The sequence below is a fragment of the Umezawaea tangerina genome (assembly GCF_003002815.1).
Taxonomy (GTDB): domain Bacteria; phylum Actinomycetota; class Actinomycetes; order Mycobacteriales; family Pseudonocardiaceae; genus Umezawaea; species Umezawaea tangerina.
In genome coordinates this window covers 239,871-255,602 of record NZ_PVTF01000006.1, presented here as the reverse complement: position 1 = coordinate 255,602, position 15,732 = coordinate 239,871, and the positions used below count along the sequence as shown (strand labels likewise).

12 protein-coding genes are annotated in these 15,732 nt (G+C 73.1%); 9 read left to right on the top strand and 3 right to left on the bottom strand.

Annotation, left to right across the window (positions count from 1 at the left end):
* Positions 1–40: 40 nt before the first annotated feature.
* The gene (locus CLV43_RS21445; RefSeq protein ID WP_106189028.1) at positions 41–2,788 is read right to left on the bottom strand and encodes an AfsR/SARP family transcriptional regulator; all 2,748 of its coding nucleotides are present in this window, start codon (positions 2,786–2,788) and stop codon (positions 41–43) included.
* Positions 2,789–2,949: 161 nt separating this feature from the next.
* Between CLV43_RS21445 and CLV43_RS21440 the strand changes: the two genes are divergently transcribed.
* Positions 2,950–3,453: a MarR family winged helix-turn-helix transcriptional regulator gene (locus CLV43_RS21440; RefSeq protein WP_245886765.1), complete on the top strand. Its 504-nt coding sequence runs from the start codon at positions 2,950–2,952 to the stop codon at positions 3,451–3,453.
* A 213-nt stretch (positions 3,454–3,666) separates the two neighbouring features.
* The gene (locus CLV43_RS21435; protein ID WP_170155948.1) at positions 3,667–4,551 is read left to right on the top strand and encodes a TIGR03619 family F420-dependent LLM class oxidoreductase; all 885 of its coding nucleotides are present in this window, start codon (positions 3,667–3,669) and stop codon (positions 4,549–4,551) included.
* Here the strand turns inward: CLV43_RS21435 and CLV43_RS21430 are convergent.
* Positions 4,548–5,114: a TetR/AcrR family transcriptional regulator gene (locus CLV43_RS21430; protein ID WP_106189026.1), complete on the bottom strand. Its 567-nt coding sequence runs from the start codon at positions 5,112–5,114 to the stop codon at positions 4,548–4,550. The two genes, CLV43_RS21435 and CLV43_RS21430, sit on opposite strands and share 4 nt — an antisense overlap.
* A gap of 89 nt (positions 5,115–5,203) precedes the next feature.
* Here CLV43_RS21430 and CLV43_RS21425 point away from each other — a divergent pair, with 89 nt between their 5' ends.
* The 7 genes from CLV43_RS21425 (at position 5,204) to CLV43_RS21395 (ending at position 14,635) form a co-directional block, all read left to right on the top strand.
* Entirely contained in the window at positions 5,204–6,055 is an 852-nt protein-coding gene (locus tag CLV43_RS21425; RefSeq protein ID WP_106189025.1) for an SDR family oxidoreductase, read from the top strand.
* 32 nt (positions 6,056–6,087) lie between these two features.
* Positions 6,088–7,020, top strand: a complete 933-nt coding sequence (locus CLV43_RS21420; RefSeq protein ID WP_106189024.1) for an AraC family transcriptional regulator — start codon at positions 6,088–6,090, stop codon at positions 7,018–7,020.
* Positions 7,021–7,120: 100 nt separating this feature from the next.
* A complete protein-coding gene (locus CLV43_RS21415; protein WP_106189023.1) occupies positions 7,121–8,032 on the top strand; it encodes a zinc-binding dehydrogenase in 912 nt (303 codons plus the stop codon).
* Between the two features lie 241 nt (positions 8,033–8,273).
* The gene (locus CLV43_RS21410) at positions 8,274–11,657 is read left to right on the top strand and encodes a glycosylhydrolase-like jelly roll fold domain-containing protein (protein ID WP_106189022.1); all 3,384 of its coding nucleotides are present in this window, start codon (positions 8,274–8,276) and stop codon (positions 11,655–11,657) included.
* A gap of 33 nt (positions 11,658–11,690) precedes the next feature.
* Positions 11,691–12,764, top strand: coding sequence for a rhamnose ABC transporter substrate-binding protein (gene rhaS / locus CLV43_RS21405; RefSeq protein ID WP_106189021.1), 1,074 nt, complete (start codon positions 11,691–11,693; stop codon positions 12,762–12,764).
* Positions 12,765–12,801: 37 nt separating this feature from the next.
* Positions 12,802–13,164, top strand: coding sequence for an L-rhamnose mutarotase (locus tag CLV43_RS21400; protein WP_106189020.1), 363 nt, complete (start codon positions 12,802–12,804; stop codon positions 13,162–13,164).
* 25 nt (positions 13,165–13,189) lie between these two features.
* Positions 13,190–14,635, top strand: coding sequence for an L-fucose/L-arabinose isomerase family protein (locus CLV43_RS21395; protein ID WP_106189019.1), 1,446 nt, complete (start codon positions 13,190–13,192; stop codon positions 14,633–14,635).
* 27 nt (positions 14,636–14,662) lie between these two features.
* On the opposite strand, the gene CLV43_RS21390 is transcribed toward CLV43_RS21395, so the two are convergent.
* The gene (locus CLV43_RS21390; protein ID WP_106189018.1) at positions 14,663–15,646 is read right to left on the bottom strand and encodes a nuclear transport factor 2-like protein; all 984 of its coding nucleotides are present in this window, start codon (positions 15,644–15,646) and stop codon (positions 14,663–14,665) included.
* Positions 15,647–15,732 lie beyond the last annotated feature (86 nt).

The following is a 15,732-nucleotide window of genomic DNA, read 5'->3' as shown; positions in this document are numbered from 1 at the left end:
CGGTGTTCGGGGGCGTCGCACGTCAGTCCACAGTGGATTCTCAGACGGCCCGGTCCACCACTCCCACCAGGTCGCGCAGCCGGGCCCGGACGCTCGCGGCTTCCGGGGCTTGGAACTGGTCGAGGATGGTCAGCGCGTGCTGCCAGGCGTCACGGGCGGCGGCGTGGTCGCCCGCGGCGGCGTAGGCGTCGCCGAGGTGGGTGTAGGACTCCGCCTCGGAGTTGTTGTCGTGCTCGCGGACGGCGAGCTCGACCGCCTTGCGCAGGTAGGTGATGGCGGAGTCGTGGTCACCGCGGCGGAGGTGGACGTGGCCGATCGTGTCCAGGTAGCCGGAGTCGTCCGGGGCGTGGGCGAGTGCGAGCTCGGCGTGCCGCAGTGCTTCCGGGTAGTCGCCGAGCTGCGAACGGCAGAGCGCGATCCCGTTGTGCGCCAACGCCTGCCCGCTCTCGTCGCCCTCGGCCTCGAAGTGCTCCAGCGAGCACTGGACGTGGTGCAGCGCCTCGCGGTCGGCTCCCAGCGAGCCGCACAGCCTGGCGAGGCCGAGGCGGGTGAGCGCGAGGGCCTTGGTGTCGCCCAGTTCGGTGTTCAGCACCAGGGCCCGGTCGAGGTGCACCCGCGCCTCGTCGTACGCGCCCACCCTGAAGCACGCGCGGCCCAGGTTCTGCCGGACGGCCGCCTCCTCGCGGCGGTCGCCCGCGCGTTCGGCGGCTTCCAGGCCGGTGAGCAGCAGGTCCGCGTTGTCCCAGAGCATCCCCCGGCGGTCCAGGAACGCCGCCGCCGCCTTGGTCACCAGCCACGCCTCGTGCGGGAGTCCGGCCGCGGTGGCGTACCGGATGGTCGGGAGGATCGTGGCCACCTCCTCGTCGAACCACGCCAGCGCGGGCTCGAGCTCGGCGAAGTCGATCACGACCACGTCGGGGCCGGGCGGCTCGGGCCCGACGTTCTGGCGGATCGCGAACAGCGTGCGCGCGTTGTTGGTGCTGTGGTGGTAGTGCCCGAGCAACCTGAGCAGCGCCGCGCTGTGCTCGTCCGGGTCCGCCAGGTCGACGCCGTAGGCGCGCAGCAGGTCGTGGAACGCGAACCGGCCGGGCGAGACCTCCGCGAGCAGGTGCGCCCGCGTCAGCTCGACCAGCACCCGCCGCGCCGCGGCCTGCGGAACGCCGAGCAGCGACGCGGCGGCGGGCGTGGCGAAGTCCGGGCCGGGGTGCACGGCCAGCAGCCGGAACGCGCGCGCCGCCTCGTCGCCGAGCGCGCGGTAGGACCAGGAGAACACCGAGCGCACGTCGGTGTCGGCGTCCCCGCTGGCGAACCCGTCCAGCCCGAGGTCGTCCGCGTCGAGCTCGGCGGCCAGCGACGCCAGCGGCAGACCAGGACGGGTGGCGGCCCGTGCGCCCACCACGGCCAGCGCCAGCGGCAGCCCCGCGCAGCGGGCGACTAGCTCGGCCGTCGCCTCGGGTTCGGCGTGGATCCGGCGCACGCCGAGCCGTGCGGCCAGGAGCCGGTTCGCCTGCTCGGCGGACAGCACGGGCAGCACGCACGGCCGGGCGTTGTTGGTGGCGACCAGCCCGCCCAGGTCGTCGCGGCTGGTCACGACCACCAGGCACCCCGGCGCACCGGGCAGCAGCGGCCGGACGTGCGCGGAGTCGCGGGCGTTGTCCAGCACCAGCAGCACCCGCCGGTCGGCGAGCAGCGTGCGGTACAGCGCGACCTGCGCCTCGTGGTCGCGCGGCACGTTGCCCGAGGGCACGCCGAGCGCGTCGAGGAACCCGCGCACGGCGTCGGCGGCGTCCAGCACCGTGCCGCCGGGGTCGAAACCCCGCAGGTTCACGTAGAGCTGCCCGTCGGGGAAGCGGTCGGCGACGCGGTGCGCCCACCGCACCGCGACGGTCGTCTTGCCGACGCCCGCCGTGCCGGACAGCGCGGCGACCACCACCGCGTCGCGCCGCTCGGCCAGCAGCGCGTCCAGTTCGGCGAGCTGGTCGTCGCGGCCGGTGAAGCCCGGCAGGTCGGCGGGCAGCTGCCGGGGGACGAGCACGGGGGCTTGCGTGGACGCGGGTGCCGCCGTCGCCGTGAGGATCTGCTGGTGCAGGTCGCGCAGCTGCGGGCTCGGGTCCACGCCGAGCTCGTCGGCCAGCCCGCGGCGGACCTGGTCGTAGTGCCGCAACGCCTCCCGCTGCTGCCCGGAGCGGTACAGGGCGAGCATGAACTGCGCGGCGGCGCGTTCGTCCAGCGGGTGCTCCGCGGTCAGCTCCGCCAGCACGGCGGTCGACTCGCGGTGCAGCCCCGCGCGCAGCCGGAGGTCGACCAGGTCCAGCCGTGCCCGGAGCCGTTCGCGCGCCAGGACGTCCCGCGTCACCACCAGCCACGGCGAGTCCAGCCCCGCGAACGCCTCACCGGACCACAGCCCGAGCGCCTCGGTCAGGAGCGCGGCGGCCTTGTCCTCCGCGCTCGCCCCGGCCTCGGCCACCAGCGCGCGGAACCGGTGCAGGTCGACCGCCTCCGGGTCGGTGACCAGCGCGTACCCGCCCGCGCGGCTCTCCACCACGGCGTCGTCGCTGCCCGCCAACGCCGCGCGCAACCGCGACACGTAGCTGTACAGGGCCTCGCGGGGGCGTCGAGGGGGCTCGTCGGCCCACATCCGGTCCACCAGCGCGTCCACCGACACCACCCGGCCGACGTCCACCAGCAGCAGCGCCAGCAGGCACCGCTGCTGCCGATGCCTGATCTCCACGACGTGCCCGTCGACCAGCGCCCCGACCTCGCCCAGCAGCGTGAACCGCGTCCCCACGACAACTCCCCACCGGCCGCGGCCCCCCTGACAGCGGCCCGACCAGCTTCACCCACCGCGGCGGGTGGCGCAAGATTCGACGCGATGGCGACTGGGCAGGGGCGGGACGGTCGCACGGCGTGATCGGGATGGGGTCGGTGCTGGTAGGTAGGCTGCGCGGTGTGGAAGGCCGGGATGGGACGCGCTGGTTGTCGGCCGAGGAGAACGACGCCTGGGTGTCGCTGTCGTGGTTGATGATCAGGCTGCCCACGGCGATCGACGCGCAGCTGCAACGGGACAGCGGGATCCAGTTCTTCGAGTACCTCGTGCTCGCCGCGCTGTCCATGATGCCCGAGCGGCGCATGCAGATGAGCGACCTGGCGCAGTACGTGAACGGCTCGCCGTCGAGGCTGTCGAACGTGGTCAAGCGGCTGGAGCAGCGGGGCTGGGTCGTGCGGCGGCCGTCGGCGGAGAACGGGCGGGTCGTCGAGGCGACGTTGACCGACGCGGGCATGGTCGTGGTCGAGCAGGCGGCGCCGGGGCACGTGGAGGCGGTCCGGCGGTTGGTGTTCGACGTGCTCAGCGCCGAGCAGGTGACCGGGCTGCGGGACATCGGGCGTCAGGTCGCGCGGCAGGTGGACCCCCAGCGGGCCTGGCCGCTGTACGCCGGGGAAGACCAGGAGTAGTCGTTCGGACAGGTCGCGAGGCCGGAGCCACGACGTGATACTTCAAGGTTGATTTCATTCTTGAAGTATGGCTATCGTCGAAGTGCGCGACCGGGGTAGTCCGGGGAGCGCGGAAGGCACAACTCGATCCGCGGGCGGTCGCGGTGATCTTCCACTGGGCCCGTGCGGAACAGGGGAAAGAAGGACCTCTTGAAGTTGGGGATCATGTTGCCGGTGTCGGGGGTCCACGCCTCGCCCGCCAACATCACGACGATCGCTCAGGCGGCGGAACGACTCGGCTACGACTCGCTGTGGACCTACGAGCGCCTGCTGCGCCCGATGGCGCCGGTCGTGCCGGGGCCCGACGGCACGATGGAACGCCTGCCGGAGATGTACCGGACGACCTTCGAACCGCTCCAGACGCTGGGGCACGTGGCCGCGCTCACCAGTCGGATCACCCTCGGCACCAGCGTGATCGACGCCCTGCTGCACACGCCGGTCGTGCTGGCCCGCCGGTTGGCGACGCTCGACCAGTTCAGCGGCGGGCGGGTCGTCGCCGGGTTCGGGCAGGGCTGGATGGCGCAGGAGTTCGCGACGGCGGGCGTCCCCTGGAAGCGCCGGGGCGCCGGGTTCGACGACGTGATCGCGGCCGTTCGGGCGTGCTGGGGGCCGGACCCCGTGGAGCACCGCGGCCGGTTCTACGGGATCGAGGCGTCGGAGATCAACCCGAAGCCCGTGCGCGGCCACATCCCGGTCGTCATCGGAGCCAACACCGACGCCGGTATCGACCGGGCCGCGCGGATCGCCGACGGCATCACGCCCATCGCGTTCTCCCTGGACGGCGTGACGGCGCAGGTCGCGCGGTTCCGGGAGGGCGCCGAACGCCTCGGGCGCGACGCGTCGGCGCTGATCGTGACGGCGCAGAGCAACACGCCCCTGGTGGCCAAGCCGATGGCCGACGACCGGCCGTTCCTCGGTGGGGCGCCGCGCCAGCTCGCCGACGACATCGAACGGCTCCGCGACCGCGGGGTCGACGCGGTCATGTTCGCGTCCCCGTCGGCCGAGGAGATCGACGTGCAGATCGAGATCCTCGACGAGCTGCGGTCCCTGGTGCCCTAGGTGTTCTTGGTCAGCGCGTCCATGAGGAGGTCGACGAGCCGGCCCGCCTGTTCCTTGGTGCCGTGCTGCACGGAGTAGGCGATGCCGCCCATGAGGAGCAGGACGTCCTCGGACGCGACGTCGGTGCGCACGCTGCCGTCCTCCGCGCCCGCGCCGAGCAGGGTGGCGACGGCGCCGGTGAGGAGGGCGCGGCTGTCGACGAAGGGGTCGACGCCGGAGGCGATGATGGCGTTGAGCGCCTCGGACATGCCGGTCTTGGCGGTGGCGTAGTCGATGAAGTGGGTCATCCACAGCCGGGTGGCCTCGGCGGCCGGGTGCCGGGTGACGAGCTCGGCCGCCTGGTCGCACACGAGGGTGAGCTGGTGCCGGTAGGCGGCGTCGACGAGGGCTTCCCTGGTCGGGAAGTGCCGGTAGAGCGTGCCTACGCCGACGCCCGCCTGCTTGGCGATCGCGGCGGGCGCGGTGTCCAGGCCCTGCTCGGCGAAGACCCGCGCGGCGACCTCCAGCAGGCGTGCCCGGTTCTCCAGGGCGTCGCTCCTGGTCCGGCGGGGCGTGGCGGGCATGGGGGTCCTCTCGGCTTGTGTTCCGGAACGCGTTCCGCTTAAGTGGTAAGCGGAACGTGTTCCGCTAGAACTCTAGCCGAGGAGGTCCCATGCCCTCACCCGTGGACAAGGAGGTGCGCCACTGGTTCGTCACCGGGGCCTCCGGCGGGCTCGGCCGCCACCTCACCGACCACGCCCTGCGCCACGGCGACCGCGTCACCGCCACGGTCCGCCGCCCGGACGCGCTGGACGACCTGCGCGAGGCGCACGGCGACCGGCTGGCGGTCGAGGTCCTGGACCTCACCAGGCCCGCCGAGGTCGAGGAGGTGGTCCGCCGGACGATCGACGCCGGGCCGGTGGACGTAGTGGTCAACAACGCCGGGTACGTCGTCGTGGGCGCCGCCGAGGAGATGACCGTCGAGCAGGTCCGCGACCAGGTCGAGGTGCTCCTGCTGGCACCGATGCTGATCACCCGCGCGTTCCTGGCGCCGATGCGCGCGCAGGGCGGCGGCCGGATCATCCAGGTCTCCAGCATGGGCGGGCAGGTCGGCGTCCCGACGCACAGCGCCTACCACGCGGGCAAGTGGGGGCTGGAGGGCTTCACCGAGAGCGTCAGCCGCGAGGTCGCCGACTTCGGCATCCACCTCACCCTGGTCGAGCCCGGCGGCACCCGGACCGGGTTCGCCTCGGCTATGCGCTTCACCGACGAGACGGCCCCCTACCGCGACAACGCCGTCGGCCGCACGCGCCGTTCGCTGGAAGCCCTCGACGACGACGCCCTCACCGGCGACCCGGCCAAGGTCGCCGCGGCCGTCTACGCCACCACCCGCGACCCCAACCCACCACTGCGCCTGCCGCTCGGCGCCGACACCTACGACGCCGTGCACGCCGCGCTGACCGGACGGCTGGCCGCGTTGGAGAGCCGCAAGGAGCAGGCGGGCGAGGTGGCTTTCGACCGCTGACCGGTGACTTCTGGCCGTGCGACGATGGAGGGATGGATCTTCTGGCGGACGCGCTGCGGGTCTCGGGGGCGCGGGGGTCGGTGGGGGTGCGGCTCGAGGCCGGTGGGAGCTGGGGGCTGTGGTTGGACGCGTTTCCGGGTGCGGCGTTGCACGCGGTGTCCGACGGGGTGATGTGGCTCAACGTGCCGGGCGAGCGGCCGTTTCGGTTGGTGGCGGGGGACGTCGTCCTGCTGCCGCCGGGGACGGTGCACGGGTTGTCGAACCAGGCCGGGGCGCGGATGGAGGCGTGCGACCCGTTGGCGGCGGCGCGGGCGCAGGCGGTGGGCGGGGTGGTGCGGTTGGGCGGCCCGCCGGTGGAGACCCGGTTGCTGACCCTGCACTACGAGCAGGATCCCGAGGTGAGCACCGCGGTGCTGGGCGCGCTCACAGCACCGATGCACCTGGCCGCTCGGGAGAACCCGTCGCTGGACGGGGTGATCCGGTTGCTGGAGGGTGAGCTGGCGCGGCCGCGGATCGGGACCACCGCGGCGGTCAACAGCATGATCGACCTCCTGCTGGTGCAGTTCGTGCGGGCCTGGCTGGAACGGCATCCGGTGCGGCGGACGGGGTCGTGGCTGGGGGCGTTGCTCGACCCCGTGGTGCGGGACGCGTTGGCGCGCATCCACGAGGAGCCGGAGCGGCCGTGGACCACGGCGACGCTGGCGGCGGCGATCCGGGTGTCGAGGGCGACGTTGTCGCGGCGGTTCCCGGCCGCTGTGGGGCAGACGCCCGGCGCGTACCTGACCCGGTGGCGGATGGACCTCGCCGCGCTCCGGTTGCGGGACACCGACGAGCCGATCGACGCGATGGCGGGCGCGGTCGGGTACGCGACGCCGCAGGCGTTCAGCAGGGCGTTCCGGCGGGCGCGCGGTACGACACCCGGCGAGTTCCGCCGCGCGGTCCGGGAGCGCACCGGCGGGCGGTGAGGCAGATGGCCACACTTCTGATCCTGCCGGACCTGGTCGGAGGGGACGCCGTGGCGAAGGCTCGGTGGTGCGAGTTCCCCCCGCTGACCAGGAGATCATCATGCGTGCTTTGGTCGTCGAACACGGCGACGGCGGACCGGTCCGGTTCGCCGATGTCGAAGAGCCCCTGCCCGCCGCGGACGAGGCGCTGGTGGAGATCCGGCACATCGGCCTGAACCTCGGCGAGCTGCGGTACGCCGAGGAGTGGCCCGCGGGCGTCATCCACGGGCACGACGCGGCCGGTGTGGTGGTGCGGGCCGCGGCCGACGGTTCGGGGCCCGCCGAGGGCGCGCGCGTCGCGCTGGGCATGGCGCCGTACGCGTGGGCCGAGCGGGTGGCGGTCCGCGCCGCGTGGCTCGGCGTGGTCCCCGACGGGGTGGAGCTGACCGACGCGGCCGCGCTGGGCGTCGCCGGGGTCACGGCGCTGCGCGTCCTGCGGACGCGGTCGTTGTTGGCGCGCAAGGTGTTGGTCACCGGTGCGAGCGGGGGAGTGGGGCGCTTCGCGGTCCAGCTGGCCGCGCTCGCCGGTGCGGAGGTGACGGCGCAGGTCGGTGGTCCCGATCGGGCGGCAGGGCTGCGCGAGCTCGGCGCGCGGGACGTGGTGACCGACCTGTCCACTGTGGACGACCGGTTCGACCTCGTGCTCGACGCGGTCGGAGGACCGGACCTGGCGCGGATGTGGGACCTGCTGGCCGACGGCGGGGCGGTCCACCTCGTCGGTTTCGCCTCGGGGCAGGGCACGACGTTCCCGGCAGGGGCGCTGTTCGGGTTCGGCGCGCCGAGGACCATCAACACCTACGGGGACGCGACGTCTCCGGTCACGGGGGAGCTGACGGACCTGCTGGGGCTGCTGGCCACCGGGCGGTTGTCGGCGCAGGTCGGGTTGCGCGGTGACTGGAAGGACGTCGACGACGCCGTCCGCGCGCTGTTCGCCCGCGAGGTCCGCGGCAAGGTCGTCCTCGACGTGTCGTGATGCCTTCGGCCCACTCGGCAGGTCGTCCGACGGCATGGTTGAAACGTTTTAGCCGATCTGCTACGCGCGTGACCTCGGCGGATGGCGCCATGCGGGTTCGTCAACTGTTGTCCCCGAACATGTCCTGTCGTCAATCTTGACCATAGTGACGTAGGTCATATACCGTGGCTCGGGCGGTGAATGAATCGTTTCAACTCTCGTTCACCTCGACATCGTCCGTCCACAAAGGAGTCGAGGGTCGATGCGCGATCCGAGCCGTGTCCACGTCGTGACGACCTCCGGTGACCTGCTGCTCCCCCGGCGTCGCGTGCTCGCCCTGAGCGCGGCGGCCGCGCTGGTCGCCGGGGTGTCGGTCGTGGGAGGGCGGCCGACCGCGAACGCCGCACCGGGCACCGACGAGGGCTTCCAGGTCGCCCGGTTCGCCGATCCGCGCGCCGACAGCAGGCCGACGGTCCTGTGGTTCTGGAACGGCGCCGTCACCCCCGATCTCGTGACCGACCAGCTCGCCGACATGCGCGGGCAGGGCGTGTTCGAGGTGCTGGTGTTCCCCTTCGACACCGCGGCGCTGCGACCCCGGTTCTTCACCGAGGACTGGTTCGCGCTCATCGAGCTCACCCTCCGCGAGGCGCAGCGGCACGGCATGCACGTGTGGCTGTTCAACGACGACTTCTTCCCCAGCGGCCGCGGCGGCGGGTTCGTGGTCAACGGCGGCAAGGTCGGCGACCGCATCTACCAGCCGCGCCCGGACCTGCGCATCAAGGGCGTGGGCCACCAGACCGTCATCGCGGCGGGTGGGACGGCGGTGCCGCTGGTCGGCCGCGGACTGTCCGTTTCGGACGGACGGCTGCTGGTGGACGCCTCCGCGCGGGACGGGATCACGTTGCTGCGCGCGGGTGCGGACTGGCAGGACTACGACGTGGTCGCGAAGGTCCGGGTGGACCGCAACACAGCGGGTCTGGTGTTGCGCGGCAGGGGCGAGGCGAACGGCGTCCTCGCGGACCTGCGCCGCGACGGCGGAGTGGACATCTGGCGGCAGGACGGCGGTTCCTTCACCCTCGTGCGGGGAGCGCCGCCGGTCCAGGGGTTCGACCCCGCCGTCGACCACGTGCTGGAGGTCGAGGTCCGCGGGGACCGGTTCGTCCCGTCGGTGGACGGCGTCGCGCAGCCCGCCGTCGTGGACGGCACCTACGCCACCGGACGGGTCGGCGTGCGGTCGGTCGTGGACCAGCGGTCGTCCTGGGACAGCCTGACGGTCCTCGACCCCGACGGGCGGACGCTGTTCGCCGACGGGTTCGACTCGGCGTCCTCCCTGGACGCCTTCGACCTCCCGGCCGCCACCACCCCGCTGATCACCGCGACCGCCCGGCCGGAGGGGTCCGCGGACCTCGCCAGGGTCGTCGACCTGACCGACCTGGCCCGCGCGGGCGGCGTGTGGGACGCCCCGGCCGGCCGGTGGCGGGTCGACCTGTTCACGGTGCGGGAACTGGTCCAGGACGCGGCCCACACCTACCTCGACCTGCTCGACGACGAGGCCGTGGACCTGTTCCTCGACGTGGTGCCCGGCGAGTACCTGCGCAGGTTCCCCTGGGCCGCGGGCACGGTCCTGCGCGGCTTCGCCGACGACGAGCCGTTCCTCGCCTCGGCCGACGGGCCGTTCAACACCGTGCCCTGGTCCCCGGCGCTGGACGCCGAGCTGTCCCGCCTCGGGGTTGAGCCGGGGATCGCGCTGGCCGCCGTGCACGACGAGCTGGGGCAGGACGGCCTGAGGCTGCGAGGGGTGTTCTGGCGCGCCGTGTCCGACCGCTTCGCCTCGGCCTACTACCGCCGCCAGGGCGAGTGGATGGCCGCCCACGGGCTGCGGTTCATCTCCAACCCGCTGTGGGACGAGTACGGGCCGGGCGAGCAGCTCCGCAGCTCCGGCAACATGAACACCACCCACCAGTGGGCCCAGGTGCCGGGCACCGACCTGATCTTCGACCACTACCAGCGCGGTTTCCACCGCACGCTGTCCCGGTGGCCCGCGAGCGCCGCGCACCAGCTCGGCCTGGAACGGGTCTACCTGGAGGCGATGGGCGCGACCGGCTGGCAGGTGACCCCCGCGCTGACCCGCGAGGTGGTCGGGGCGTTCGCCGTGCGCGGGGTGAACCACACGCTGCTGCACGCCAGGTTCACCGACTCCGACGTGATCTTCTACCCGCCGCCGTTCCAGCCGGTCAACCCGTGGTGGGAGCTGTCCACGCCGCTGAACGAGTGGATCGGCAGGCTGATGGAGGCCTGCCGGGCACCGGCACTGGCGCACACCGCCCTGCTGCAACCGCAGCGCGCGGTCGAGACCTACCAGGACACCGCGGCGATCACGGGGATCGACGCCGCGTTCATGGGGGCGGCGCACGCGTTGGAGGACGTCCAGGTCGACTTCGACCTCGTCGACGAGGGGGCGCTCGACGCGGACCCCGCGCTCATCGCGCACGCCAGGACGCGCGGGCCGCTGCTCGTCGTGGGGCGGCAGCGGTACCGGGCCGTGGTGGTGCCGCGGACACCCGTGCTGGCCCTGGGCACGGTGGCCGTGCTGACCCGGTTCGTCCGCGGGGGCGGGACCCTGGTCGTCGTCGGCGACCTGCCCACCGAGGAAGCCGGGGGAGACCACGCGGGCCTGCGCCGTGCGCTCGACGGGCTGTTCACCGGGTCGCGCCGGGCGATCCGCGCCGCCGATCCGACGGCCGCCGCCGCGGCGGCGGTCGCGGCGGGTGCGGCGGCGGTCGCGTTGACCCCGGCGACGGCGGACGTCCGGGTGCTCCGGCTGGAACGCGGCCGGGAACGCGCCTTCGTGCTCATGAACGAACGCGACGCCGTCGTCGACGTCACGGCCGCGTTCCCCGCGACGGGGGTCCCGGAGGTCTGGGACCCGGACACCGGGACCGCGACGACGGCCGGGGTGTGGCGGTCCGCGCCGTTCACCGGGGAGCGCGACGGCGGCACGGCGGTCGAGCTCCGGCTGGAGTCGAAGGCGACTGTGCTGGTGGTGTTCCGCGCGACGCGGGAACCGGCGCACGCCGTGTCCTCGACGGCACCCGTGGAGCGCGTGCGGGTCGATTCCCGCGACGCCGTGGCCACGGTGCGGGTGACCGGGCCCGGTCCCGTCGAGGTCGTCGCGACCGCGGGCGGACGTCGTTACCGGGGAACGACGACCGTAGCGGACGCGCTGGCCGCCGTCGCGCTGGACGGCGACTGGAGGTTCCGCTTCGACCGACCGGGCGCGCCGGAAACCCCGCGGCCGTTGGGTTCCTGGACCGACTTGGACAGCGCCTACTCCGGTTCCGCCTGGTACGAGAAGGAGATCGCGCTCGACGCCGATGTGCTGTCGGGTCGCAAGTGGACACTCGACCTCGGTGCGGTCCTCGACGTGGCGCAGGTCGAGGTCAACGGTGCGGCGCTCGGGACGAGGCTCTGGAGGCCCTACCGGGCCGACGTCACGGCGGTGCTGCGGCCGGGCACCAACCTCGTGCGCGTCCGCGTCACCAACACCGGTGCGAACGCGCGGGGTCAGGTGATCCCGTCCGGGCTCGTCGGCCCGGTGTTCCTGCGCCCCGAACGGCTTGTCGACGTCGCGCTGACCCGCGGCTGACCCGGCAACCGGACACCGAGAGAGGCGACAACGATGTCCCGAACCTCCACCAGCCGAGTCCTCGTCGCGGCCGTCACCGCCGTGCTGGCCGTCGGGCTGACCGCGTGCGGCGGCACGTCGAAGAACAGCGGCGGCACCACGTCGACGGGCGCCGCGTCCGGGTCGGCACGGCCGGACGCACCGCTCAAGGAGGGCGTCAAGATGGCCTTCCTGCCCAAGCAGCTGAACAACCCGTACTCCGACATCGAGACCGCGGGCGGGCAGGCGGCGCTGGAGGAGCTCAAGGGCGAGTACAAGCTCGTCGGCCCCAACGACGCCAGCGCCTCCTCCCAGGTGAGCTACATCAACACGCTGGTCCAGCAGCGGCAGGACGTCATCGCCATCGCCGCGAACGACCCGAACGCCGTGTGCCCGTCGCTCCAGCGGGCGCGCTCCGAGGGCGTCAAGGTCGTCGGGTTCGACTCCGACGCGGCGGCGGAGTGCCGTGACGTGTTCATCAACCAGGCCACCACCCAGGGCGTCGGCGACAAGCTCGTGGAGATGGCCTCGGAGCTCGCGGGCGGGTCGGGGGAGATCGCGATCCTGTCCGCGACGCCCAACGCCACCAACCAGAACGCGTGGATCGACGTGGTGAAGGCCGACCTGGCCAAGCCGGAGAACGCCGGGCTGGAGCTGGTGAAGATCGCCTACGGCAACGACGACGACCTCAAGTCGTTCCAGGAGACCCAGGGGCTCCTGCTGTCGTACCCGAACCTCAAGGTGATCGTGTCGCCGACGACGGTCGGCATCTCGGCGGCGGCGCGCTACATCGGCTCGTCGAGCTTCAAGGGCAAGGTCGCGCTGACCGGGCTCGGCACGCCGAACCAGATGCGCGAGTTCGTCAAGAACGGCACGGTGGCCCGGTTCGCGCTGTGGAACCCGGCCGACATCGGCTACCTCGCCGCGCAGGCGGGCGTGGCGCTGGAGTCCGGGCGGATCACCGGCGCCAAGGGCGAGAGGTTCACGGCGGGCAAGCTCGGCGAGTACACCGTCGGGGAGCGCGGCGAGATCGTCCTCGGCCCGCCGACCGTCTTCGACAGCGCCAACATCGACCGGTTCGACTTCTGACCCCGCCGCGGGGGCGGCCGACGCGCTAGGAGTGCCGATGCCTCGTTACTGCTTCCGGTTGCAGGTCCGGCCGGACCGCCTGGCCGAGTACCGGCGACGGCACCGGGAGGTGTGGCCGGACATGCTCGATGCCCTGCGCGACACCGGGTGGCGCAACTACTCCCTCTTCCTGGACGAGGACGGCCTGCTGGTCGGCTACGTCGAGGCCGACTCGCTGGCCGACGCCCAAGCGGCGATGGCGGCCACCGACGTGAACCGCCGGTGGCAGGCCGAGATGGGGCAGTACTTCGTCGACCTGGAAGGCGCGCCGCCGGACGAGGGGTTCCGGCTGCTCGCCGAGGTGTTCAACCTGGACGAGCAGCTGGGACGGCGCGCCGCGGCACCCGACCGCGACCACTGAACTCCCCACGGTGAAAGGACTTGTCGTGACCGGCACGCTCCAGGTTCCAGCAGGGCTCGACCGGGTCACCACCCGCAGGACCCGCGTCGGGCTGGTCTCCGGTGGGCTCGGCGCCTACTGGCCGCAGTTCCCCGAGCTGCTGCCCCAGCTGCGCCGTTCGGCGGACGAGGTGTCCGCCCGGCTCGGCGGGCTGGACTGCGAGGTCGTCGACGTCGGCTTCATCTCCGACGAACGCGACGGTGCCGCGGCCGCCGAACGCCTGCGCGTCGCCGACTGCGACCTGATCGTCGGCTTCCTCACCACGTACCTGACCGCGTCGATGCTGGTGCCGGTCGCCCAGCGCTCCGGTTCCCCGGTGCTGCTGGTCAACCTGCAGCCCAGTGAGGTGATGGACCACGCCACCTTCGACACCGGCGCCTGGCTCGCCTACTGCGGCGCGTGCCCGCTGCCCGAGATGGCCAACGCGTTCCGGCGCTGCGGCGTCGAGTTCCGCTCGGTGTCTGGCTACCTGGCCGACGAACGGGCGTGGACGCGGATCGGGCGGTGGGTCAAGGCCGCCGGGGTGCGGGCCGCGCTGCGCCACGGCAGGCACGGGCTGCTCGGCCACCTCTACCCCGGCATGATGGACGTCGCCACCGACTCGACCCTGGTGAGCGCCCAGCTCGGCGGGCACGTCGAGGTCCTGGAGGTCGACGACGTGCGGGTCAGGGTCGAGCGGGTCACCGACGCCGAGGCCGGGGCCCGCGCCGCGCTGGCCCGCGAGGTGTTCACCCTGGACTCCTCGGTGGTGGCCGAGGACCTGGACTGGGCGGCCAGGGTGTCGGTCGCGCTCGACCGGCTGGTCGAGGACTTCTCGCTGGACTCCCTCGCCTACTACCACCGCGGCCTCGACGGGGAGGTGCACGAGCGCGTCGGCGCGGGCCTGATCCTGGGTTCCTCGCTGCTGACCGCGCGCGGTGTCCCGGCCTGCGGCGAGTACGAGCTGCGCACCTCGTTGGCGATGCTGGTGATGGACCGGCTCGGCGCGGGCGGCTCGTTCACCGAGTTCCAGGCGCTGAACTTCCGGGACGGCGTCGTGGAGATGGGCCACGACGGGCCCGCGCACCTGGCCATCAGCGCCGGGAAGCCGTTGCTGCGCGGGCTGGACGTCCTGCACGGCAAGCGGGGCTGGGGCGTGTCGGTCGAGTTCGACGTCACCCACGGCCCGGTCACGGCGTTCGGGCTCGGCCAGGACCGCGACGGCACGTTCACGATGGTCGCGTCGGAGGGCACCGTCGTCCCCGGTCCGCTGCTGCGGATCGGCAACACGACGTCGAGGGTGGACTTCGGCCGCGACCCCGGTGAGTGGACCGACGCCTGGTCGGCCTCCGGGGTCGGCCACCACTGGGCGTTGGGGACGGGGCACCGGGTCGCGGAACTGGCCGCGGTCGCGGACCTGCTCGGCCTGGAGCTGACGGTCGTCCGGCCCTGATGGTCGTGGCGGACCGCGGCCACCCCGTCACCGCTCGACCGCGGCGGCCGCGAGCCGCAGGAGCCGGTCGTCCTCGACCTCGGCGCCGTCCCACATCGCCGTGAAGGAGGTGATCCGGCCGGCGTCGTCGAGCTCCAGGGTGTTGACGCCACGGGGCACCGCGCCGGACGCGGTCCACTCGTACCCGCCGCCGGTGTTCGAGCCCACGACGTGCCGCACCCGTGCGCCGGAGCCGGTGTAGGGCAGCAGGCCGCGGGCCCCGGCCAGGAACGACCCGATGTGGCGCCGGCCGACGACGTGGACGTGCGACACCAGGTCGGTGAACGAGGCGTCCGGCGTGAACAGCGCCGAGGCCGCCGCGGAGTCGTCGGCGGCGAAGGCCCGGTTCAGCTCCGCCGCCACCCGCCTGGTCCGGGCGGCCGCGTTCTCGCCGACCGTGGACTCCTTGAAGTCGGTCGGGAACCGGTCGTCGGGGACCTTCAGCGCGTCGCGGTCGGAAATGCCGAAGTGCCTGCCGTCCCAGTAGTCGACCCAGCGGGTGATCCTGCCGCGGGTGAGGTCCACCACGCCGACCGCCCGGATCTCGGACGGGCCGAACAGCCCGGCGTCGTCGGTGAAGTGCACGATCGCGCCGGTCGCGTCCCCGACGATCCGGGTGGGGTAGGACCTAGCGCCCGCGGGCCAGGTCGGCATGTACCGCGCGAACAGGTCGTGCAGTTCCTGCCAGGTGGAGAACGGCCACCCCACGACCGCGTCGACGTAGGTGACCGGCCGCTTGGCGAAGTGCGCCATCGTGGCCTCGACGTCGGCGGCGCTCTTGTCCCGGAAGTAGGCGGAGAGCACCCGCACGACCTCCGGGGAGGCGTGCGACGTGTCGACGGCGGTCGTCGGGGCGGAAGCCCTTGCCGTGGCAGGCAGTGCCAGGCCCGCGGCGGCCGCGGTGCCGCCCAGCGCGGCCGTCTTCAGCAAGGTGCGTCGGGACCGGTCCGCCGGTGCCGCGTTGTCCGTCATCCGACCTCCAGGGGAGAACGAGCTCATGGAGAGAAGATCGTCCTGTCGGCGACGGCGAGCCAGATGCTGTCGACCCCTGGGTCGGC